At 44.3% G+C, this 23766-nt stretch carries 22 protein-coding genes; 6 read left to right on the top strand and 16 right to left on the bottom strand.

The window, feature by feature from the left end; all coding sequences use genetic code 11:
- Positions 1-14 precede the first annotated feature (14 nt).
- Both F6X55_RS10575 and nikB read right to left on the bottom strand, forming a co-directional pair.
- The gene (locus F6X55_RS10575) at positions 15-857 is read right to left on the bottom strand and encodes an ABC transporter permease (RefSeq protein ID WP_371069790.1); all 843 of its coding nucleotides are present in this window, start codon (positions 855-857) and stop codon (positions 15-17) included.
- Positions 858-928: 71 nt separating this feature from the next.
- Positions 929-1870 carry a nickel ABC transporter permease gene (nikB, locus tag F6X55_RS10570; protein WP_153463122.1) on the bottom strand — a complete coding sequence of 314 codons (942 nt, stop codon included), beginning with the start codon at positions 1868-1870 and terminating at the stop codon, positions 929-931.
- Positions 1871-2174: 304 nt separating this feature from the next.
- Here nikB and F6X55_RS10565 point away from each other — a divergent pair, with 304 nt between their 5' ends.
- Positions 2175-2630, top strand: a complete 456-nt coding sequence (locus tag F6X55_RS10565; protein WP_153463119.1) for an Lrp/AsnC family transcriptional regulator — start codon at positions 2175-2177, stop codon at positions 2628-2630.
- A 177-nt stretch (positions 2631-2807) separates the two neighbouring features.
- Here the strand turns inward: F6X55_RS10565 and F6X55_RS10560 are convergent, their stop codons facing one another.
- Positions 2808-3263, bottom strand: coding sequence for an IDEAL domain-containing protein (locus F6X55_RS10560; protein WP_026571018.1), 456 nt, complete (start codon positions 3261-3263; stop codon positions 2808-2810).
- Positions 3264-3577: 314 nt separating this feature from the next.
- Here F6X55_RS10560 and F6X55_RS10555 point away from each other — a divergent pair, with 314 nt between their 5' ends.
- The 4 genes from F6X55_RS10555 (at position 3578) to F6X55_RS10540 (ending at position 7189) form a co-directional block, all read left to right on the top strand.
- The gene (locus F6X55_RS10555; RefSeq protein ID WP_035427038.1) at positions 3578-4615 is read left to right on the top strand and encodes an aromatic acid exporter family protein; all 1038 of its coding nucleotides are present in this window, start codon (positions 3578-3580) and stop codon (positions 4613-4615) included.
- A gap of 158 nt (positions 4616-4773) precedes the next feature.
- A complete protein-coding gene (gene pxpB / locus F6X55_RS10550; protein ID WP_035427040.1) occupies positions 4774-5487 on the top strand; it encodes a 5-oxoprolinase subunit PxpB in 714 nt (237 codons plus the stop codon).
- Positions 5478-6446, top strand: coding sequence for a 5-oxoprolinase subunit C family protein (locus F6X55_RS10545; RefSeq protein WP_153463117.1), 969 nt, complete (start codon positions 5478-5480; stop codon positions 6444-6446). Before pxpB ends, F6X55_RS10545 begins: the two co-directional genes overlap by 10 nt.
- Positions 6443-7189 (top strand): 5-oxoprolinase subunit PxpA, encoded by a 747-nt coding sequence (locus tag F6X55_RS10540; RefSeq protein ID WP_026571020.1) that lies wholly within the window; start codon positions 6443-6445, stop codon positions 7187-7189. The genes F6X55_RS10545 and F6X55_RS10540 overlap by 4 nt, the downstream gene beginning before the upstream one ends.
- 343 nt (positions 7190-7532) lie before the next feature.
- On the opposite strand, the gene F6X55_RS10530 is transcribed toward F6X55_RS10540, so the two are convergent.
- From F6X55_RS10530 to xylA, 12 genes are all read right to left on the bottom strand, one after another.
- A complete protein-coding gene (locus F6X55_RS10530; protein ID WP_161993072.1) occupies positions 7533-8267 on the bottom strand; it encodes a SurA N-terminal domain-containing protein in 735 nt (244 codons plus the stop codon).
- A gap of 203 nt (positions 8268-8470) precedes the next feature.
- The gene (locus F6X55_RS10525; protein ID WP_153463113.1) at positions 8471-9814 is read right to left on the bottom strand and encodes a GH1 family beta-glucosidase; all 1344 of its coding nucleotides are present in this window, start codon (positions 9812-9814) and stop codon (positions 8471-8473) included.
- An 87-nt stretch (positions 9815-9901) separates the two neighbouring features.
- The gene (locus F6X55_RS10520; RefSeq protein WP_153463111.1) at positions 9902-10555 is read right to left on the bottom strand and encodes a YesL family protein; all 654 of its coding nucleotides are present in this window, start codon (positions 10553-10555) and stop codon (positions 9902-9904) included.
- An 18-nt stretch (positions 10556-10573) separates the two neighbouring features.
- Positions 10574-11605, bottom strand: a complete 1032-nt coding sequence (locus tag F6X55_RS10515) for a LacI family DNA-binding transcriptional regulator (RefSeq protein ID WP_026571024.1) — start codon at positions 11603-11605, stop codon at positions 10574-10576.
- A gap of 34 nt (positions 11606-11639) precedes the next feature.
- The gene (locus F6X55_RS10510) at positions 11640-12488 is read right to left on the bottom strand and encodes a carbohydrate ABC transporter permease (RefSeq protein WP_026571025.1); all 849 of its coding nucleotides are present in this window, start codon (positions 12486-12488) and stop codon (positions 11640-11642) included.
- An 11-nt stretch (positions 12489-12499) separates the two neighbouring features.
- Positions 12500-13462 carry a carbohydrate ABC transporter permease gene (locus F6X55_RS10505; protein WP_026571026.1) on the bottom strand — a complete coding sequence of 321 codons (963 nt, stop codon included), beginning with the start codon at positions 13460-13462 and terminating at the stop codon, positions 12500-12502.
- Between the two features lie 64 nt (positions 13463-13526).
- Positions 13527-14816, bottom strand: a complete 1290-nt coding sequence (locus F6X55_RS10500) for an ABC transporter substrate-binding protein (RefSeq protein WP_153463109.1) — start codon at positions 14814-14816, stop codon at positions 13527-13529.
- Positions 14817-15364: 548 nt separating this feature from the next.
- Entirely contained in the window at positions 15365-15727 is a 363-nt protein-coding gene (locus F6X55_RS10495; protein ID WP_026571028.1) for a DUF779 domain-containing protein, read from the bottom strand.
- A gap of 34 nt (positions 15728-15761) precedes the next feature.
- Complete coding sequence (gene adh, locus F6X55_RS10490; protein ID WP_153463107.1) at positions 15762-17282, bottom strand: aldehyde dehydrogenase; 1521 nt, start codon at positions 17280-17282, stop codon at positions 15762-15764.
- Between the two features lie 268 nt (positions 17283-17550).
- On the bottom strand, positions 17551-17733 hold the full coding sequence (locus tag F6X55_RS10485) for a cold-shock protein (protein WP_026571030.1): 183 nt from the start codon (positions 17731-17733) through the stop codon (positions 17551-17553).
- Between the two features lie 1029 nt (positions 17734-18762).
- The gene (xylB, locus tag F6X55_RS10480) at positions 18763-20262 is read right to left on the bottom strand and encodes a xylulokinase (protein WP_026571031.1); all 1500 of its coding nucleotides are present in this window, start codon (positions 20260-20262) and stop codon (positions 18763-18765) included.
- A 32-nt stretch (positions 20263-20294) separates the two neighbouring features.
- Positions 20295-21620: a xylose isomerase gene (xylA, locus tag F6X55_RS10475; RefSeq protein ID WP_026571032.1), complete on the bottom strand. Its 1326-nt coding sequence runs from the start codon at positions 21618-21620 to the stop codon at positions 20295-20297.
- A gap of 263 nt (positions 21621-21883) precedes the next feature.
- Here xylA and F6X55_RS10470 point away from each other — a divergent pair, with 263 nt between their 5' ends.
- Positions 21884-22486 (top strand): YesL family protein, encoded by a 603-nt coding sequence (locus F6X55_RS10470; RefSeq protein WP_153463105.1) that lies wholly within the window; start codon positions 21884-21886, stop codon positions 22484-22486.
- Between the two features lie 439 nt (positions 22487-22925).
- Here the strand turns inward: F6X55_RS10470 and F6X55_RS10465 are convergent, their stop codons facing one another.
- Complete coding sequence (locus F6X55_RS10465) at positions 22926-23747, bottom strand: carbohydrate ABC transporter permease (RefSeq protein WP_026772227.1); 822 nt, start codon at positions 23745-23747, stop codon at positions 22926-22928.
- Positions 23748-23766 lie beyond the last annotated feature (19 nt).

Raw genomic sequence — 23766 nt, 5'->3', positions numbered from 1 at the left:
TCCTCCCCTGTTTTTTAGTTGTTAAAATCCATATTAGGATCCAGTGCATCTCGTAAACCATCGCCGACAACGTTAAAAGCAAATACGACTAACATAATCGCAATACCAGGAACAATCGTCATGTGAGGAGACGACCACATAAAATCTTGCCCTGCCGCAATCATCGCTCCCCATTCTGATGTCGGCGGCTGAGCACCGAGCCCCAAAAAACTTAATGCTGATGTAGAGAGGATAGAAGTGGCCATTCGCATTGTAGCGAAGACAATAATTGGAGCCGTACAATTAGGTAGGATATGCTTTAGAATTATCCGTATGTCACTTGCACCCATTGATTTCATAGCCAGTACATATTCTTGTTTTTTTACGGATAAAACACTTCCTCGGACAATTCTGGCACACCCTGGTATCGACCAAATACTGATCGCAATCACTACATTGATCAGATTTGTTCCCAACATGGCAATAATCAGCATTGCCAGTAAAATACCAGGGAAAGCAAAGAGTAAATCAACAATCCGCATGATAATCCCATCTAGTTTTTTGTAATAGCCTGCCAGAAGGCCAAGTACTATGCCGCCAGCAAGGCCAATAACCACAGAAGTAACTCCGACCAATAGGGAAACCCTCGCACCGTAGACCAACCGGGACCACATGTCCCTTCCATAGTTGTCGGTTCCCAGCCAGTGACCTTCTGAACCGACCCCTAACTCTGCATCGGACAGATTTTGCTCGATTGGTGTATAACTGACAATCCACGGTGCAGTTATGGCCATCATTATTTGAAGCAAAATAACTATTAAACCAAACACGGCCAGTTTGTTTTTCAGCAGTTTTCGGATGGTCTGTACGATTTTCATTTCCCTTTTTTTATGTTTTCTGTCGACATCTGTATGAAGGGCTTCAGAAGCCATATTCTTTCACCTTCTCTCTAGTCATAACTGATTCTTGGATCGATCAATGCATAAATAATATCGACAATTAAATTAACAAGGACAAACAGAGCTGCTACCAGCAAAACCGTGGCTTGTACAACAGGAAAGTCTCTTGCTGCAATAGCATCGATCATTAACCGTCCCACACCGTTAATGGCGAAAACTTGCTCTGTAATGATCGTACCGCCGAGCAATGCACCAAAGTTAACACCTATTACGGTAATGACAGGTATCATGGCATTCCGCAATGCATGAATCCATATTAGACCACGCTGCCGAACACCTTTTGCCTTGGCAGTACGGATATAATCAGCACGAATCACTTCGAGCATGGCAGACCTGCTCATTCGGGCAATCATAGCAGCGGAGCCCGTTCCAAGAGTAATGGCCGGCAAAATCAATTGTTTTATCCCTTCCAGTGTATAAAAGGGAGCGTTCAGTCCTCCGACCGGCAGCCATTGCAAAGTAACAGAGAATAATAAAATCAGCATTGTCCCCAACCAGAAGTTTGGAATGGATATTCCGGCAAGAGCAAATGTAGTACTGGAAACATCGAACCAGGAATTTTGTTTGACAGCTGAAATGATACCAGCTGTGACGCCGATGATGATGGCAACAATCATACTTGCGATAGCAAGATTCAATGTGTTTGGAAAGCGGGTAACAATGGCATCGGCAACAGATTGGTTCGTCTGAAAGGAATATCCTAAATCCCCATGTAAAACTCCCGACAAGTAATCAAGATATTGGACAAGCACAGGTTCATTTAGACCTAAACTTTCTCGTATCGCCTCCAAATCAGATGCACTGGCTGTCGGTCCACCAATGATTGATGCCGGATCTCCTGGAGCGATATGCATACTCATAAATACTAAAAAAGAGATACCGATGAGCAATAGAATTAGCTGAAAAAAGCGACGGACAATCAGGCTAACCATTCAACCTCCTCCTCCCTAGGAAACTTTATTTCAGGTAAGCATTTTTACACAATACTACACCTAAATTAATGTAACCTTCTTTTTTCCTGTCGTTTGTTAATCTTTTTTAATCTTTTAGTTAACAAACGATTCAATTATAGTTTTTGATTATATATGAATATTTCGAAAAAATAAACAATTTTACGCAAAAAAATTATGAAAATTCAAATAGTTACTATTTTCTGATATCAGATTGAGTTTTAGAATAATCTTTAGTACAATTCCCTCTATATAGGACGAAAGTATAAGAAATAGGGGGATGGCGATGGATAAACATTTGGATAAAATAGATAAACAGATTCTTGAACTTCTGATCGAGGATGGTAGAATCTCCTATACTGATATTGGTAAGCAGCTGAATTTATCAAGAGTTTCTGTCCGCTCGCGGGTTAATCAATTAATTGAAGAAGGGATAATTGAAAAGTTTTCATGTGTTGTAAATAGTGAAAAAGTAGGAAAAAACGTCTCTGCTTTTTTTGACGTGGATTGTGATCCAAGTAATCTGGTAGAAGTAGCAGAAAACCTTGCAAACAACCCATGTGTAGCAAGTTGTTATCAAATGACCGGTCCTAGTACACTGCACATGCACGTACTAGTCGATGATTTTACTCAACTCGAGTCATTTATCAATAATGAACTATATGCTTTAAAGGGAATTTCACGTGTGGATAGTCAGATTTTATTACGCCGTTTCAAAAGTCGAAGTGGATTGAAGTTATAATAAAACAGGTCAGGTGATAAGGGGAGTGATGGGAGAGGTTAAGTTACTATACAGATGCACTCCTTTGTAAAAGGAAACTTTTTCACATAAAAAAAGCCAATTTACCCTCTACAGGTTAAATGGCCTTTTTTTATTAGAGCCTATTTTGAAGCAATGGTTGAATACTGAAATCATCAGTCAGGACTGGCCTTGGCCGTACTCTTTATTAAGCATGCCCGAAAGTTTTTTGAACCTCGCTTGATCACCTGCTTCAAGTGCCTTATCGATCAAACGTTTCAGATTTTCTTTTTCAAGCTGCTCAATAACCGTTTCGGCTTCATCCAAAATTGTCGGCGAGTTGGTTAAGTAAGGATGGATAATGGTATTTAGTTGTGTAATAAAGTCCTTCAATCTGATTAAATCGGAAAGTGGCAGGCGATTATATTCCTTCCCTTTTTGGAAGACGAATACGTCATCTTGATTCTCTACTTGGCGTGTTTCCCGGTTGACGATAATTTCACGTGATTCAAGCGGGACAAACTGATAAACCTTATCGTCCAGCAGGAGCGAAAAATATTGGTAAGCAAGTACCACCCTGATACAATCACGCTCTTCTTTAATGTAATATGGTTTGAATCGTTTAACAGACAGCATACCTACACCCCCTTGATTTGTGGACCCTTGGCTGCAACATGATGTATTTAAGATAGTGTATGATAGCAGCAGAAAAAAAGTGAAACGTAAAGTTTCGAATCATTCTTATATAATGATTATTAACCATCATATCACATTATGATAACGCTTTCATCAGTTTTTTACCAACCCTTTTCGGGGTCAGTCCCCCACCCTTCTAACATGCGATCGCTTTACCACACTACCAGGGTGGGGGACTGACCCCAACGCCCTTCTTTCTTTTTTTGCAGGTATGCTATAATTTAACTATCATTGGTATTAAGGGTGTATTGTTGATGAAAAGATTCAGGTTCTTCGGCGGCCGTATTGTAAAAACGGGGATAGCCGTTTTTTTGACTTCATTGATTTGCCAATGGCTGGATTGGCCTGCTGTTTTTGCTGTTATCACAGCCATTGTCACCATCGAGCCGACTGCCGCCGACTCGATTAGAAAAGGATTGATCCGTTTTCCGGCATCCGCCATCGGATCGGCGTACGCTGTACTGTTCATCTTTCTGTTCGGAAATTCGCCGATTACATACACAGCAGCGGCTGTATGTACTATCGTTACTTGCTTCCGGTTAAAACTGCATTCGGGTTTGCTGGTGGCGACACTGACATCGGTGGCAATGATAGAAGTAATCCATAGCAATTTTCTCATTTCCTTTTTTATCAGGCTGGGGACCACGTCTATCGGTCTGCTGATTTCCACTGCTGTCAATTTGTTCGTGTTTCCGCCCAATTATTCGAAGTTGATTCTCAACAATATCCATTCGATGGCCAGGACAACCGGCATTGAATTGGAAAATATTCTAAAGGCAATTTTGGCGGAAAAAAAGCCGGATTACCAACAAATCCGGGATACGTTTTCACAGCTGAAGAGAAAGTTGGACAAAACAGATATGCTAATCCGATTTCAAAAAGAGGAATCAAAATACCACCGTTTCGACGAGCAGTCCAAGAAGGTTTTTCGTAGTGAGCAGGAGAAGCTAGCTGCATTGCGACTGATTCATTATCATATCGGGAATTTGATCAACACCCCGCTCAATACGCTGTTATGGACGGACCAAGAAAAACAAAAAGTATGCCAGACTGTCGAAAGCCTGGCAACTGCGTTGAAAAACCCAGACAAATTCAGCTCGGAGGCACATCGAAACCAAATCCAGTCTTTGATGACCCAGTTCTGGAAAAGTAAAAAGGATGCAGCTGATCCAAAAGAAAAGGACAGTCCGACCTTTTTCACTGCCGAAATCATCATTTTATATGAGATACTATCTATTTATAACCTTGTCGAAGACCTTCTTGATGAGGAGGATATTTCCCTCCCTGAATAAAGGCTTCTCCTAAATGCTTTCAACATCTTCCAAAAGGGACTATCCCCATATTTTAAGGGACAGTCCCTTTTTTCGTTATCGCCGAGGCTTCTTCCTTAACCTCTCCTCCCCGCCTGCGTTAAACTAGGTGAAAGACATGAAAAAAGAAGGTGACCCGTATGAATCCTACTCAAAAGCAGTTTTCCTTTTTCCCATTGAGTGAATCATCAATATTGATTGATTTCGGAGAGGAAATCTCTATTGAGAAGAATATGTATATCCACCAGTTGACTGAAGTCTTGAACGCTGAACCTTTTCCAGGTTTTACCGAAGCAGTCCCAGCCTACACAACATTAACCGTCTACTATGATCCTCTGGCTGTCGGAAGCTCCAACCCCTTTCAACATGCGTGCACGCGGATCGAGCATGCAGCCAGCACTTTAAGACCCGATAACTCTGAATCTAAAACTGTAGAGCTTCCCGTCTGTTACGATCAGGAATTCGCTCTCGATATCGAGGGAGTCGCTAACCAGAACGGACTATCCGTAAAAGAAGTGATCGAAAAGCATACAGGCCAGCTCTATCATGTGTACTTTATCGGATTTGCGCCTGGTTTCCCTTTTCTTGGTGGATTGGATCCGGAAATCGCAACTCCTAGAAAGCAGTCGCCCCGCCGTAAAACACCCGCAGGATCTGTCGGAATCGCAGGCAAGCAGACAGGTGTTTATCCTATCGATACTCCCGGAGGCTGGCAGATCATCGGCCGAACCCCCAGGCAGCTTTTACGTTTGAATGACCGAAATCCGTCTTTGCTGCAGCCTGGAGACAAGGTCCGTTTTTATCCGATAAGCAAACAGGAATACCTCAGACAGGAGGAAGCGGAATGGCATTGAAAATCATCGAGGAAGGCTTGCAAACATCGATTCAGGATATGGGCCGATATGGTTACAGGGCAGCTGGATTTTCCGTGAGCGGGACAATGGATGCAAAGGCAGCGGCATTGGCCAATATCGCCGTCAATAACGACCTGGACCAAGCGGTTTTGGAAATGAGCTATGTCGGACCGAGTATTACGTTTGAATCCGATACAGTCATTGCCCTGGCAGGTGCTGACATGGCAGCAAAAATCAATGGCAAGCCCATTCAACTCGGAAAGCCTGTTTCCGTCAAAAAGGCAGACACGCTTCAGCTCCGGACAGCCCGGCGCGGCCTTCACTGTTATCTCGCAGTCAAAGGGGGCTTCGATGTCCCGGATTTCCTCGGCTCCAAAAGTGCCTCCTTGAAAGACCAATTAGGCGGCAGCTTTCATGGCAAGTTAAAAGCAGGGGATACCCTTCCCATTCATTTTTCTACGAAGACGATTGATGTTTCCTGGAGGCTAAGTCCTGAGTTATTTGATTATATCTCTGGAAAACAGACAACCATCCGTTTTTTAGAAGGCAGACAATATCATTGGTTTTCCGGACAATCGTTGTCCGATTTTACATCTACCGACTATACATCGACCCCTCAGTCAAATCGCATGGGCTATCGCCTGCAAGGAATTCCTCTAAAACGCCAAAATCAAGAGGATTTGGTCACTGAAGCTGCAGGATTTGGTACCATTCAAGTACCACCGGACGGTCAGCCCATTGTTTTGATGGCAGAAAGTCAGCCGACTGGTGGATACCCCAAAATCGGACAAGTCATCCAAAGCGACTTGTCAGCTTTAAGTCAAATAAGACCAGGGCAGCCCATTGTTTTTCAAAAGACCACTTTAGAAGATGCCCTGCTGGAAATGAATAATACCATCTCTGAGTTAACCATCTTACAGAGAATTGCGGGCAAAAAATGGAGGGAGTTGGAAACATGAAGTCTGCCGACATCAATTGTGACATGGGGGAAAGTTTCGGTGTCTACACCATCGGAAGCGACCAGGATGTAATTCAAGCGATCACCTCTGCCAATATCGCTTGTGGTTACCATGCCGGAGACCCTGCGACAATGGCGAAAACCGTCCGTCTTTGTATCGAGCACGATGTGAAAATCGGTGCCCACCCGGGGCTCCCCGATTTGAACGGCTTCGGCCGCCGCACGATGCAGATTTCACCAGAGGAGGCTTATCAATTGATCATCTATCAGACTGGTGCATTATCTGGGTTTGTTAAAGCTGCCGGAAGCAGTCTTTCCCACGTCAAACCACACGGCGCTTTATACAACATGGCTGCTAAGGACAAGTCGATTGCAGACGCTATCGCTCAAGCCATTTTCGATTTTGATCCCCGCCTAACACTTTTCGCTTTGTCAGGCAGCGCTCTGGCAAAAGCAGGTGATAAGACTGGATTGATTGTTGCACATGAAGTGTTTGCCGACCGGACCTATCAAGACGATGGAAGCTTGACGCCTAGAAGTGAGGCGAATGCTTTGATTACGGATGAAAAACTGGCCATCGATCAAGTAATCCAAATGCTTGAATTTCAAACGGTCACGACTGTGAGCGGCAATAGTATTCCCATCAAGGCAGATACAATCTGTATCCATGGCGATAGTCCACATGCTCCAGTATTTGCAAAAAAAATCCGGGATCAATTGCGAAAAGAGGGATTTCTGTTATAACGCCATGAAGAAAGGAAGGCACAATCATGAAAATCAATCTGATATTTTTCCTCGCTTCTTCTCAGGAGCCTGAAGCAAGCAACACACGGGTCCTGGCTTCGATTCCGACTTTCACAATGGCTATGAAGTCGTCAAAGTAACACTTGATTATAGCGCTGGACATTGTTGGGTATCCTTGGCCCCACTCCAAGTAGAACGAGAGGAGATGCCATGCCGACTATACAAACAAAAACTGGAAAAACACGGTTGGGAGGCTGTCACAAAAGAGGAAATGCTACACTTATGAAAATCATTGAAAAACCCCTCAAACTGTACATCAGTCTGAGGGGTTGCTTATGCCCTATTATATTTTCGTTTCCACTTCGCTGTTTTCTTTCAATTGAGCAAGCAATTCACTGATTTGTTCATTCTGCTTTTGCTGTACCAACAAATCTTTGATTTGATCTTTCACTTCATCATAATCTTGTATATCTTCCTGCTGGCTGGCCAATTGATCATAATATTCTTTCGCTTCATCGTCGGTTACTTCCGGCTCGGAAATTTCATTTTGCAAGTAAACTTGCATTTTTACTTCCTGAGCAAGAGACTGACGCAAATCTTCTTCCGTGTCACCATTTTCCTCTAAAGAAGCTTGATACTGTTCGTCATCCTCGAACTGAGATTTATACTGTTCCAGTGACTGATCCACTTGTTCCTCAGGAGCTTCAATTTCCTGCTTATCTATTTCCTGCATGACCAATTCCTGGTTGACCAGCATATCAATTGTTTGCTGTTTCACCATTTCCTCATCACTTGTATCCTGTCCGCTTTGCATCAAAGAGGAGAATGTCTGGGGCAGTGCTTCGTTGAAAGCGTCGCCTTTGATTTCTTCACCGTTGACTACGGCGACGAGCTCATCCTCTTCCACTTTCTGAGCCTCCATTTGCTCCTGCTGTTCTTGCTGCTGTTTAGCCAGTTCCTCTTGCGCTTGTTGCTGATCGGCATTCTGATCATTCTCCTGGCCACTGTCTTGATCATCACTGCACGCTGCCAACAAACTTACAAAGAGAGCCATCATTAAAAGTGTGAGTTTCTTCATTTGTCCATGCCTCATTTCTTAAATATTCTTCCCCCTTTATACATGGTTTTCTTTGCCATTGCAAGCGGTAAGGACAAACCGCCATTCCAGAACCCTGTCTATAATGGGCATGAAACAGACTATTACAGTTTATTTACATATCTAAATACGGTGAAACAGGTATGTAAAAGGGCTGCAGTCTTGCAAGACCGCAGCCGATGACACTATACCTCCAACCAGTGATTGTCCGCCAGCTTTTGATACCAATAAAAACTCTCTTTTTTTGTGCGTTCAAGGGTACGGTAATTGACGTGGACGAGACCAAATCGTTTGCTGTAACCTTCTGCCCATTCAAAATTGTCGAGCAGCGACCAAGTAATATACCCTTTTACATTGACTCCCGACTTTATACTGCGGGCCACAGCCGTGACATGCGCTTTTAAGTAGTCGATACGGCGCTGATCATCGACTGTTCCATTTTGCACTCCATCATTGATACAAATCCCGTTTTCCGTTATATAAATCGGGATGCTTCCATATTTATCAGCTATAAAAGTCAGTACTTTGTAAAATCCTTCCGCATTGATATACCAGCCAATATCGGTTTTTTTGTAGCCCATGTCGATTCCCTCTATCTGTAGCATACCGCTATCTTTGTCATGTCTTGCCACGTTGGATTCATAGTAGTTGATACCGATAAAGTCGACCGGCTGTTGAATCCATTCCATGTCTCCTTCTTCGATGGTCAAGGATGCCCCATGCTTGGAGAACCACTCCACCATGAACTCCGGATATTTTCCATTAAAGACTGGATCCAGAAACCAATCGATCATCCATCCCATTCCCCTGCGGCAGGCTTCAGCATCCTCCCCGGTGCGGCTATACGGTTCCAGCCAAGTGACATTTGGGGCAAAACCGATTTTTCCGCCTGTTTTCATTTCATGGAATTTAGCTGTGGCTTTGCCATGGGCAAGCAGCAAGTGGTGAGAGATAGTGACCGCCAATCCGAGATCCCGATTCCCGGGAGCATGCGCGCCGATATAGTTGGATAAAAAAGAGACACACCACGGTTCGTTTATCGTTATCCATGAATCGATTTTCCCCGAGAATTCCCGGAACATCAATTCAGCATAGGAAACAAACGCTTCCACCGTCTCCCGATTATTCCAGCCTCCTTTATCCTGGAGGGTCTGGGGCAAATCCCAATGGTAAAGCGTACACATCGGTTCAATTCCATTGGCCAGCAGTTCATCGACCAGTCGATGGTAATAATCGAGTCCTTCCCGGTTTACTTCTCCCTTACCTTCCGGAAAAATCCTTGGCCAGGATACCGAGAAGCGGTACACATCTACCCCCAGTTCTTTCATCAGTCGGATATCTTCATCAAAACGATGATAGCTATCACAGGCTACATCGCCATTATCTCCGTTAAGTACTTTTCCGGGTGTGTGAGAAAATGTATCCCAAATCGACGGGCCTCTCCCGCCTTCTGTAACAGCTCCCTCAATTTGATATGCAGCTGTTGCCACACCCCACCGGAAATCTTTGCCGAACTCAATAATCGCCATAAAACCTCTCCCTTCCCAATTGATTTAGGAGGGACTGTCCCCTGTCACGCTGCCCCTGTCACGCTAACACTCTACCAAGACGCATCGTTACTTCGGTGAGGGACTGTCCCCGATAATAGTGTCTTTTACTCTAGTTTCGTTTTTTGTTTGCATCCCGATTTGGATGATTAATTTATCAAAGATATGGTACATGATGAACGCCAGCAGACTGCCGATGATTAGTAGAAAAAACGGGAAATAATAGACGATTGCCAATCCAGCTGCAAAGATGATCGCATAGGAAAGCGTATGCAAAATTCTACTAATCGAAAGCAGTAAAGCATTTTTCATTACATCCAGAATCTTCAATTCATAATTTACCAGCATGAAAAACAGATTGGGCATAATAAGGCCATACAGAATTGCGCCAAACATGGTCATTCCAAACAGGAAGCTGCTTCCCGGAAAAGAATAGTTTAGAAGAATCGAGGCATCGAAATAAAGTATCACTCCTCCCGCTTGCCACAAGAGACCAATAACAAAGCTTTTTCTGAAATTCTCCTTGAATTTGTCTATGTAGTTTTGGAAGACGCCGGACTCCATTCCTTTTTGCTGCCATTGCCGGACGACGGCAAACATGGCTGTTGTTGCCGGAAAAATCGTAAAAACCGGCAGGCAACAGACAAGCCATATGACATTCAACAATAAAAAATGGGTGAAAATATCCATGATACGGTTAAACGTACTTTGCGTTCGCTGCATGGCCCTCACCTCCACCGTTTAAATAGAAAGTTTTTTTGTATCCACTGCAGATGATTCCCTGATCACCAGTTCAGGGTCCACCAATATCGAACTCGGTTCGGTATCTCCGTTGATCAAATCATTTAGCATATAAGCGGCCAATCTGCCCATTTTGTCCTTATCCTGCTTCACGGTACTCAAAGCCGGATCACTATAGCGGCAGGCTTCAATATCATCACAACCTACCAGCTTTATATCCACAGGAATGTTCAATCCGGCATCCTTGATCGCCTTCATCGCTCCCAATGCCATCATATCCGAAGCAGCAAAGACCGCCTGCGGATATGGCCTGTTGGCGAGAATTGACTTCATCGCTTGATAGCCACTTTCCTCGAAGTAATTCCCATATTGGATCCAGTCTGGCTTGACGGTCATTCCAAGCTGATTCATGCTTTGCAGAAAGCCTTGTTTACGAATGTCCGAAATAACCGAATCCTCAGGTCCGCCGATAAAGGCAACTTCTTTTATAGAGTGTAAATAAAAATACTCGACTACTTTGGCTGATGCTTTGCTATTGTCGGTTGTCACATAGCTGGAAGATGGTCCTGTCAGTTCAATATCCACTCCCAAACAAGGGACTGAACTTTGATCCAATTCGTAAATAGAGTCTTCTATATAATCCCCTGCTACGATCAAACAACCGTCCAGCTGGAAATGCTTACATCTAGCCAGATAATCCTGATTGCTTTTGCTGAACTGATTGTTCGAAAACACCAATATATCGTAACCCATTTGGCCGATGGTTTTTCGAAAAGCGTTGATTACTTGGTTGAAAAAAGGGTGATTGAAATCGACATCGATTTCTCCCGCATAAATCAAACCGATTAAATTCGATTTTTTCGTGGCCAGCGATTTTGCCGAAAAACTTGGTTGATACCCGGTTTCTTCGATTATTTTCAATACTTTTTCTTTCGTTTTCCAGCCAATGCTGCCGGTGTCATTAATGATTTTAGATACGGTTCCAGGCGAGACGCCTGCCATTTTGGCAATATCTTTGATTGTCAGCTTCATAGGGATCCCTCAGTCTTATTGATTTACTATTGTTTTAGCTTTTTACCGCTCCTTGTGTCAAGCTTTGAATGAACATCCGGTTGAATAACAGGAAGATGACAATCAACGGAACCGTAGCCCAGAACGTTCCAGATAAAATCATGCCGTTGTCCCGTACATAATTATCGATCAAATTCCGCAGTGCAATCTGGATGGTATAAGAAGATTCTTCACGCAGGACGACCAGCGGCCATAGAAAATCGTTCCACATATACATGAATTTGATGATCGCCAACGTTGCAAAGGCCGGGATTATCACCGGAACGGCAATGTTCCAATAGATGCGAAAATTGGAACAGCCATCGATTTTCGCTGCATCGATCAACTCATCCGGCACGTTGCTGCTAATGTACTGCCTCATCCAAAAAATGCCGAATGCATCAATCATTCCGGGCACAATGATTGCTTTTAAGTCATTTACCCAATCGAGCTTGGTGATAATGTAATATTGCGGAATCAAACCTAGCTGCGGTGGGACCATCATCGTCACCAGTAAAAAAACAAACAGCAGGTTTTTCCCTTTGAATTGGAATTTCGCAAACGCAAACCCAGCCAGGGAGCAAAGAATCAACACGCCCGCAGTCGTAACTGTGGCCACAATCAACGAATTCCACATGGCTCCAAAAAAGTCGATGTTGCTTAGCACATTTTGAAAGTTCGCCACCAGCTGTTTGCCGGGAATGAATGCAGGCGGTACAGCATTTATCGCACTATTATGGTTCGCTGCCATCACGAACATCCAGTAGAACGGAAACACAGAAAGAATGGCAGCTATGAACAGCAACAAATAGACAAACAGTTTGGAAATGGACACTTTTCTCGTTTTTCCTATGGTTTTACTCATCTGCCACACTCCTATCTTCCGATTCGATTAGTAAAGAATACATTGATGCTGGATAATACGATGATGATGATAAACAAAATGATCGCTGTTGCAGAAGCAGTGCCGAAGGCCATATTGGAAAACGCCTCCCGATACAGATACAGGACCACGGTAATGCCTTCTTCTCTAAAACTTCTACCCAGGAACACCAATGGTTCCGTAAACAATTGCATCGCACCGATCGTGGACAAAAAGACGGTCAAAATGATAATCGGCTTCAGCATCGGAATGGTGATGTACTGGATTTGCTGCCGGATACTGGCACCGTCAATCTTGGCAGCCTCATACAAATCATTGGGAATTCCTTGCAGGCCAGCCAGATAAATAATCGTATTGTACCCGACCCAGCGCCAGAAGACCATGGTGGAGATCGCTATTTTCACTCCCCATTCCGAGGTGGACCAGCTGACAGAATCAAATCCCAGCCAGTTGAGCACGACATTCATCAAACCAAAATCCTGGCTGTTGAACATGACACCGAAAACAATCGCTACTGCCACAGTAGACGTGACATACGGCATAAAAATCGAAACGCGGAAAAAGCTCTTGAACTTAAGCAGTGCAGAATTCAATGCATAAGCAAGGATGATACCGATAATCAATTGCGGCAGAGTGCCGATGATTCCGATTGCTGCCGTGTTGAACAGCGACTTCCAAAAAATCGGGTCGCTTAATACAAAACGAAAATTTTGTAAACCGACAAATTCCATTTCTCCGAGTCCGTTCCATTTCTGAAAGCCGAGATAGAAGCTGAACAACATTGGAAACAAACCAAAGACAGCAAACAGTACATAAAACGGAGAAATATACAAGTAACCGGACAACGCATCTTTCTTCCTTTCACTTAGATGAAAAAAAGGGCGCTTTTTTCCGGGTGAAGGCTTTGCCGGAACTGGCTTTGTCTCAGTTTGAGGCTGTAATTGCGGTTGGGCCATAACATTATCCCCTTTCATTGGTTAACGGTCCAGGCCGTAATGGCCCCGGACCGTTTGTCATACCTTACTGTCTGGCTAATTGATCTTCTATCCGTTTAACTGCTGCATCCCACTCTTTTTGCGGGTCTGCTCCTTCGACCGCCACGTTGGTCAGTGCCAGAATCAATTCATCCTGGACAATCGAATAATTGACTCCCATATAAATCGGTTTAACAGACTTTGCAGCTTCCGCGAACGTTTTGGCTGTCTCCGCACCGCTGAAGTATTCATCTGTAGTAGCTAAAAACTCTTCATCCTCATATACCTCCGGAGCCGAAGGGAACAACCCGTTATTGTGGAATGATTTCAATTGATTTTCAGGTGATAGAAGCCATTCAATAAATGCATAGGCTTCTTCCGGATGGTCGGACTCTTTCGGAATCGCCATGAAAGATCCTCCCCAGTTTCCGGCACCTTCCGGAATTGTCGTCAAGGACCATTTGCCACCAGCATCTGGTGCATTTCCTTTTACATTGGCAATCATCCAGGCAGGAGCACCGATCAACGTAGCATAGCTGCCATCCGCCATGGCACTTCCCCATTCAGGAGTCCATAGAGCATTTTGTCCGACCAAGCCTTCTTCGATCAACTTCGTCGTGTAATCGTATGCTTCTTTCACATAAGGAGAAGATTCAATGATCAACTCATCATCTTCATTGAAATATTGTTCCGGAGCCTGGTCGCGCAAAGCGGAGAACATTAATTCAGGACTATCGGTGATCGGCTTTCCGGTTTTTTCCTTGATTCGTTTCGCTGCCTCGTAATATGAGTCCCAGTCACTTATTTCTGCTGACAATTCTTGAGGATCAGTCGGTAAACCAGCTTCCTCCATTACATCCGTACGGTAAAACATGGTTGTCGGCCCGATATCAGTAGGAAGGCCTAGTTGAAATTCTCCATCTACACTTTGAGCCTGTTGCCATTTCCAATCTAAGTATTTATCCTGCACATCTTTTGCGCCATAATCGTTCAAATTGTAAAACTGATCCTTCGCCTGCATGAACTTGGCGATTTCACTTACTTCGATCATGGTGATGTCCGGCGCTCCGCTTCCGGCAGAGAGAGACGTGAACAAGTTATTATGAACGTCAGACATTTCTCCCTCATTGAGGTTAATTTTCACGTCGGGATGTTCTTTCATGTATTCATCTACAAATACATCGTACCCAGCACTCCCAAACACCCAAAAATCCAGTTCAACTTTGCCATCGCTTTTCCCTGATCCGCCATCCTCCGAAGCTTTGCTGTCATCACTACATCCTGCCAGTGCTAAAATCAGTGAAAAAAATGCTACCATGTAAAACAGTTTTTTCATTACTTTTTACCCCCGTTTTTTTGATATGGTTTATCCATGCAGCCAGGAAACTAACTAAATTCACCTCCGTTTCCCTGTTAGAAACCGCAAACAGAAAATCAGGAAACCGGTTTCTTAAACTGTCGAAAAAAATACATATAGATTTTCGTAAAAACTATATGTAAACGCTTTCTGATTTGAGTATAGTATGTTATTTAGGCAAAAGCAAGATGTTTTTTCAGAATTTTTTCCATTTTCTCATACACTGAAGGAAATCGGTTTCATGGATATAAAAATACTGTTCTTGCCGGTATTGAATTTTTAGGGCGACCTACGTGAAGGAAGTTAAAGACTTCTCTCGTGTGAAAATTGTTTCTTTCGTTTCGGCAAGCTTCTCAGAATCCAGCTGAAATTTCATATTTCCAGTTGGCCCAACCTGTTCCTGTGGAAAATGAGGCATTATATCAAAATGGAATAGTCTGCCTAAAAAGCAAACCGGACGGGTTCGAAAGCATAGTAATTCGAATTACCGTCCAGTTTTCAGCTTTAAGCAAGCAGCCTTTCTATTGTCATACTTCTTCCGCAAGCTGTTTTCGTTCTAAGTCTGTAAAAACTCTGGACCGGGTTAAAAACCGTTTTCCTTCCGGTCCTTCCAACGAAAACATCCCTCCTCTCCCATTAACGACATCAATGATCAGTTGAGTATGTTTCCAATACTCATATTGATCTTTGGAAATATAAAATGGTGTCTCTTCAATGACCCCAAGCCGTACATCCGAACTGCCGACACGAAACTCGTCGCGGGGAAAGCACATAGGAGAACTGCCATCACAGCAGCCACCCGATTGATGGAACATCAATGGACCGTGTCGCCGTTTCAAGCGCTCGATTAAATCAGCTGCTTCCGCGGTTGCAGTAACTTTCTCGACCATGCTTTCACTCCTTTCCTGAGCAATCGTTTGAAGCCTAGAACAAACCCGCCGGATCCGTGCTATAACTCACAAGCAGGTTTTTCGTCTGCTGATAATGGTCGAGCATCATCCCATGATTTTCACGGCCGATCCCCGACTTTTTATACCCTCCGAAGGCTGCGTGGGCAGGGTATTGATGATAGCAATTCGTCCATACCCTTCCTGCTTCGATTTCGCGGCCGAACCGGTATGCCGTATTAATATTCCGGGACCAGACACCGGCTCCAAGGCCGTACAGCGTGTCGTTAGCAATCCGGAGGGCTTCTTCATCGTCTTTGAATGTGGTGACCGACAGAACCGGCCCGAAAATTTCCTCCTGGAAAATCCTCATTTCATTACCGCCTTTAAAGATAGTCGGCTCCACATAGTAACCATTGGTAAGCTCGCCGGACAAACGGTTTTTGTTGCCGCCGACAAGGACTTCTGCCCCTTCCTGCTTTCCAATATCCAGGTAGGAGGTGATTTTCTCCATTTGCTCTAAAGACGCTTGGGCACCCATCATCGTATCCGTATCCAGTGGATGACCGATTTTGATCTCTTTTACCCGTTTGATCGCCCTCTCCATAAACGGCTCATATATCGATTCATGCACCAGGGCGCGGGATGGGCATGTACAAACTTCTCCTTGGTTGAGCGCAAACATCGTAAATCCTTCAATCGATTTATCGAGAAAGGAATCGTCGGCATCCATTACATCTTTAAAAAAGATGTTCGGACTCTTCCCGCCTAATTCCAATGTAACTGGAATGATGTTTTCGGAAGCGTATTGCATGATTAAACGGCCGGTTGTCGTTTCCCCTGTAAAGGCTATTTTAGCTATTCTGCTGCTGGAAGCCAGTGGTTTTCCGGTTTCCACGCCGAAACCATTGACGATGTTCACCACTCCCGGCGGCAGCAAATCGTGTATTAATTCCATCAAGACGTGAATCGACGCTGGGGTTTGCTCCGCTGGTTTTAAAACGACAGCATTTCCTGCCGCAAGCGCTGGCGCGAGCTTCCACGTCGCCATCAATATCGGGAAATTCCACGGGATGATCTGGCCCACCACCCCTAACGGCTCGTGGAAATGGTAAGCGACCGTATCGTCATCAAGCTGGCTGAGACTGCCTTCTTGGGCACGGATAACACCTGCGAAGTACCGGAAGTGGTCTATCGCAAGGGGAATATCTGCGGCAAGTGTTTCTCTGACAGCTTTCCCATTATCCCATGTCTCGGCGACCGCCAGTTTTTCTAAATTATCTTCCATCCTATCCGCGATTTTATTCAGCACCACTGCCCGTTCTGCAGGAGAAGTTTTCCCCCAGCTATTCTTGGCTGCGTGGGCGGCATCCAATGCAAGTTCGACATCATCCTTCGACGAGCGGGCGATCTGACAAAAAACTTCTCCGGTTACCGGGCTTATGTTATCGAAGTATTCTCCACCGACCGGTTCCTTCCATTCTCCGCCGATGAAATTTCCATACCTTTCCTTAAAATTCACGACTGCTCCCTTTGTATTCGGTGCTTCATACTGCATCGCAAAACCTCCTCGATAATTGTAATCGCTTTCATTTATGAGGTTGGAATCATGGAGATATGGCTCTATAATAAAGTATAGCAAATGATTTCATTTTATTACAAATATTCTAATTTCTCTTTCGTCCAAACTTCATAATAAAACAGACTACCGAAAGTGCCAGCAGTCTGTTTCCATTCAGCAAAAGGCTTTCAACAAATCGTGCTCCCCCTGCCTCCTGCCAATTAAATAAACCAGGCTTTCCGTGAATGGTGGTGTCAGCCCGGCATTACTTAATTTGTGGTAATGTTTTTGTTTCTTTTTCCATTTTTGACTGGCACAGCGGACAACTTGGCGTTTCTTCAAAGGTGAAGTCTTCCCTCATCCAGCCTGCACAGTCCTCGCTTGTACAAGACCAAATAGTTGTTTCTACTTCCGGGGCTGGTTCTTTCTTGTTGTTGTAATAAGCCATAATATAATCCCCTTTCTGATTCTATCCTCATTATACCCTATTTAATGGAAAATTAATATAGGACAGAGGTTGCAGCCCCGAACTTTCTATGTTTAAAGCCTTTACCACGCCGGATACACAGAAGGCTGGAACCCTTGCAAAAATCCCTCTCGCAACTTTTTATAAGCTATTTGCAGGACCTTTTTGTTTTCATTTCGTTGCTATTTGATAGATCTGCCGCTAACTCTTCTGTATTCGCTGAGTGGGGGGGGCATCGCTTCGGAAATACCCTGCGCTTTCCGCGGGCGGCTGGTGAGCTTCCTCGAGCTGACGCTCTGCGGGATCTCACCGAGGCCTTTCCTCCCGCTGGAGTCTCCGGGTATTTTCTTCGCTAGGAACAGATTCCTGTTTAAAAAAGCGTGTACTAGACATTTTTTTATTCATGGGCTCCATCCACCGTATCATCAAATGACAATGCTAGAAAAACAAGCAGAAAGTCCAAGAACAGGAGAAAAGGCGGAAATTCAATCTTTCTTTTTATGAAAAGAAGCACCTATTTCCTGACAAACATTTTTAAAACGGCTTGTTAGGTCTCAAGGAAAAAAGTCTACGCTTCCGTTAATCAGTATGCTCCTTAGCGCAGGTAGCATACGCAGACTCCAGCGGGAACAGCACGAGCTGAAGATCCACTTGGTAAAGCGGTTTTCTTTACCAAGTTAGCTGAAGCCGTCCCCGCGGAAAGCGAAGTATGCTACCGAAGCGGGTTTCACACTTTACTTGAATAGGTAAATCGAACTTCCCATTTCTGATACTGCATTCTCTGCGTAACAGGCATCTTCTTTTGAAAATCGAATATTAAAATGATCGGGTAACCGGGGATCTCCCTTCTCCCCTGCTTTCGGTTTTTTAGAGTTTGAGATTTCCAGGATAATCTTTTCCGTTTTTCTGTCTGGTTATCATGCTCCTAAACCTGAAAGTCTGTGAATACAAAAAGGCCGCCGATAAAATTTCGACAGCCTTCCCAGCTTAAAGTGCCGGTCTTGAAGTTTTTTATTTTCGATAGCGCATCAATGCATGATTAATGTCTGCCGTATGTTTGTAAACAGCTTTATACAACTCGAACAATTCCCGATAGCGTTCTACATTTTCAGGTTTCGGCTGATAGGTTGCTGCTTCCTGTAAAAACTGATCGGCACAAGCAGAAAGTGAATCAAACCATCCGCAACCAGTTGCAGCAAGCATCGCCGCTCCCATGCCAGGACCTTGTTCGCTGGTGAGCTTGACGATCGTCGCATCGAATATGTCTGCCTGCATTTGCAGCCACGCCTCGCTCTTTGCTCCACCGCCGATTGAAACAATCGTATCGATTTGCTTGCCATTCTGCCGGAATATTTCAATGGACTCATTCAGTGAGAAAGTGATCCCTTCCATAACAGCCCGAACAAAATCAATGCGTCGATGCGAACTATCCATTCCGATGAAACTGCCACGGATAGCCGAATCTGCATGCGGCGTTCTTTCACCGACCAAATAAGGTGTGAACAACAGGCCATTTGCCCCGACAGGGACTGACCCCACTTCCGCAACCAAGTCGTCAAAGTCGACTTGGTTGGCAAAGGTCTCCTTAAACCAGCTCAAACTGTGACCAGCGGACAAGGTGACGCCCATGGTATAATAGGCGTTTTCAGCTCCATGGTTGAAGTAATGGACCTTTCCCTGGAAATCTTTGTCCGGTCCCTGTTCATAGGACAGAACCACTCCTGAAGTACCGATACTGCACAACGTTTTTCCATCTTCCAGAATACCCGAGCCAATAGCACCGCACGCATTGTCAGCCCCACCAGCAAAAACTTTGGTGGCTGGATTCATCCCGGTTCTTTCAGCAAAACTCTCCGAAATTGTCCCCACTTCTGCAGCGGGGGCAACCAGTGGCGGACAAAGCTCCGTGCGAATGCCGACCGCTTCACATATTTCCTTACTCCATTGCTTTTCGGCAATGTTCAAAAGCAGAGTCCCGGCTGCATCGGAATATTCCATATGCAATTCACCGGTCATTTTGTATCGCAAATAATCCTTTGGCAATACAAACGTACTGGCCCGGTCATAAATCTCCGGTTCATTTTCTTTCACCCACAACAGCTTCGGCAGGGTGAATCCTTCCAATGCCGGGTTTTTGGCCAAATCCAACAGCCTATCTTCACCAACTTGCCGATAGATGTTTTCACATTGTTGTGTAGTACGAGTATCGTTCCACAAGATGGCCGGACGCAGCACGTCGTAATGTTCATCAAGAAGGACAAGTCCGTGCATTTGTCCGGAAAAACTTATTCCTTCCACTTCTCCCGCGTCGACATCTGCTTTCTTCAGGAGATCAGACAACCCTGCGGCTGTCTGATCCACCCACACTTGCGGATCCTGCTCACTATACCCGGTTTTTTCTTGTATCAATGGGTACGATTTAGATACTTCATGTACTACACTTCCCTGCTGGTCTACCAGTAAAATTTTCACCGCACTGGTGCCTAAATCAACTCCGACGACATATTTCATTGATTCCACCTCGATTCGTACATTCAGTCGATTTATTGGTCGGCAAAAGTTTGCAACAAGTACTGGTTGATTGTTGCTTTGATTTTTTCCAAACGACCAGACTGATGCTTGAATTCGGTCTTGTCCAGCACATGCTCTTCAAGCTTATGAAAATCAGTAGCGTCGTTGACAATGTCCTTTCCGATTCCTTCTGTGTAACTCTTATAACGATTCTCCACGACGTCTTCAAGCACTTTGTCATCAAGAAGCTTCTGAGCAACTTTCAAACCAACTGCAAAGCTGTCCATACCTGCAATATGAGCGTGGAACAAGTCTTCAGGCTCGAACGATCCTCTTCTTACTTTCGCATCAAAGTTGAGACCGCCTTTACCTAAGCCGCCATTCTTGATAATTTCATACATTGCCAAAGTGGTAGAATACAAGTCTGTCGGAAATTCGTCTGTATCCCAGCCGAGCAGCGGATCACCCTGATTGGCATCGACAGAACCAAGCATACCGTTGACCCGGGCATAATGCAGCTCATGCTCGAACGTATGGCCGGCCAATGTTGCATGGTTTGCCTCGATATTGAATTTGAAGTGATCCTGCAAATCATAACGCTGCAAGAAAGCAAAACCGGTCGCTACATCAAAATCATATTGATGGGTGGTAGGTTCTTTCGGTTTCGGCTCGATCAGGAACTGGGCATCGAAGCCAATTTCTTTGGCATAATCGACGGCCATATGGAAGAACCGGCCCAAGTTATCCATTTCCAATTTCATGTCGGTGTTCAACAATGTTTCATAGCCTTCTCTTCCGCCCCAGAATACATAATTCTGGCCGCCGAGCTCTTTTCCGATTTCGAGTCCTTTTTTAACCTTTGCCGCTGAAAAAGCGAAAATATCTGCATTGTTGGAGGAAGCAGCTCCATGAATAAACCGCGGATGGGTAAAGTTGTTGGCGGTATTCCATAACAGTTTTGTTTTGCTATCCTTCATGTAATCCTTGATCATCGCAACGATGGTATCAAGGTTTTTGTTCGTTTCTCTCAACGTATTGCCTTCTGGTGCAATGTCGACATCGTGGAAACAGAAGTATGGAACCCCGAGCTTTTCAAAAAATTCAAAAGCGGCTTCTACACGTGCTTTTGCCAGGTCCATTCCACTATATTTATCCCAAGGGCGTACCATGGTACCGGCACCGAATGGATCGGAGCCATCCATCGTAAAGGTGTGCCAGTATGCCACCGCAAAACGCAAATATTCTTCCATTGTTTTACCGCCTACTACTTCTTCGGGATTGTAGTACTTGAAGGCATATGGATTGGATGACTTTGCCCCTTCAAAACCGATTTTGTTAATGTCCGTAAAATAAGCCATTTCGAAAACCTCCTAATATCATGAATGATAAGGCAACTAGCGGAACTATACGCCTTTGAACCATGGCAGCATAGTTATGTAGCTGTCTCGAAAATGTAACTGCTTTCATCCATTATTATAGCAATCTCTTTTTAGTTTGTCTATTAAATAAACAAAGTTTATAATGAATCTGTACATGCTAAATTGTTAGGAATCTGGGATAATAAACAGGACACGCTCCCCTTTTTTGCAAAATACAAGTATGGAAGATGGAGGAACGATAAATGAATCCAGGCGGTGCCATTTACACTACCTTAGAATGGATTACACGGTTTGCCTATATCAACTTGTTATGGATACTATTCACGCTCACAGGCGGAATCCTTTTTGGCTTTTTTCCGGCGACCATCGCCATGTTCGCTCTTGTACGCCAGTGGCTCCTTGGGAAAAGTTCTCTGCCTGTGATGGCTACATTCTGGTCTTATTATAAAAAAGAGTTTTGGAAATCCAATTTGCTCGGCTTGTTTGTCTGTTTTATTGTCGGATTGATTTACATAGATATCCAGTATATTCAGATGACAGATTTGGAGTGGACCTATATACCGCTATTCGCGTTTATGTTGTTGTTTGTGTTCTATTTGTTTTACCTATTTCCTGTATTCGTCCATTTCGATTTAAAAGTTCCCGGGCTGCTGCGGAATGCTTTTCTGATCATGTTGGTAAATCCGGTCAGCACCTTTTTCATGGTGATATGTCTCGTCTGCACCTTTTTCGTGATGCGATACATCCCCGCCTTGTTTTTCATCTTTGGCGGCAGTATTTATGCCTTCATCACCATGTGGATGAGCATGCATGCATTCCGCAGGATAGCCGGAAAATCACAGTAAAGTTCAGACCCTGACACCGTTTTTTTAAACCACCACAAATAGGTAGTTCATAGACTGTGAGTTGTTGCCATAAGCCCACTTCATTACAGGGAATTTCTCTGCAGTGATAGTCCTCGTATTAGTTACAGAGTATAACAATACAGGACTCCTCTTCTTTTCAAAATCAAAACACTCTGACTTAGCGAAGGCAAGATGCAGAGACTCCTACGGGATAACCACGTGCTGAAAATCCTGCAAGAAAGCGGTTGGTGCCTTCTGAGGAAGTTGAAGCCGTGTCCGTGGAAAGCGCAGTGATACTTATCAAACAACAGAATATATGGAAGTTCCAGTTAAAGAATTGTCCACTATAAAAAAACCGAACGATTTCGAATGTGTCGTCTTTTCGAATCATCGTTCGGCTTTTGCTTTGGTCACTATGCTTTTGTCCCTGCCTCTCTTCTTACCCTTTTACCGCGCTGGAAGATATCCCTTCGACGACCTTGTTGCTGAAAAAGATGAATGCCAAGAGAATCGGCAGGACGCTTATGATCAGCGTAGCGCCGATCGCACCCCAATCGGTCATATACTGGCCGATGAAATTCTGAATTCCTACCGTAAGCGTTTTATATTTATCTGAACTAATAAACGTATTCACAAACACAAACTCGTTCCAATTGTAAATCATGTTGATGATGACCGTGGTCGACATGATCGGCGTTGTCATCGGCAGGATGATTTGAAAAAACAGCCGGTGAATCGAACTCCCGTCGATGATTGCAGCCTCTTCGATTTCCCGTGGCAACGTGTAATAAAAGCCAAGCAATATCATCATCGTAATCGGAAGATTGTACGCCGTATAGGTGATCACAATCGAAAGCGGATGATCGATCAAATTGACATTAAGAAACATGCTGAAAAGTGGAATCAATGCAGAGTGAATCGGAATCATCAGGCCGACCATGAACAAACCCAATACGAAGCCGCTCAGCTTCCACTTCATTCTCGTAATCGCAAACGTTGCCATGCTTGCAAGCAGCACTGTCAGAATGATAGCCAACCCGGTTATCCATACACTGTTGAAGAAGTAAATGCCGATTCCGCCTTCCCAAACCTTTGCATAGTTTTCCCATTTTAATTCAGATGGAAGTGCAAATGGTGAACCGGAAAATATTTCCCTGTTATCCTTCAGCGAAAACAAGAAAAGCCAGACGATCGGGAATATTTGAAACAAAGCAACCAATCCAAGACAAATATAAAGAACGGTATATCCAATGCGGTTCATCGGTTGTTCCTCCTTTGAT

The sequence above is a fragment of the Sediminibacillus terrae genome (genome assembly GCF_009602435.1).
In the GTDB taxonomy this organism is placed as follows: Bacteria; Bacillota; Bacilli; order Bacillales; family Amphibacillaceae; genus Sediminibacillus; species Sediminibacillus terrae.
This window is presented reverse-complemented; position numbering and strand designations above follow the sequence as displayed.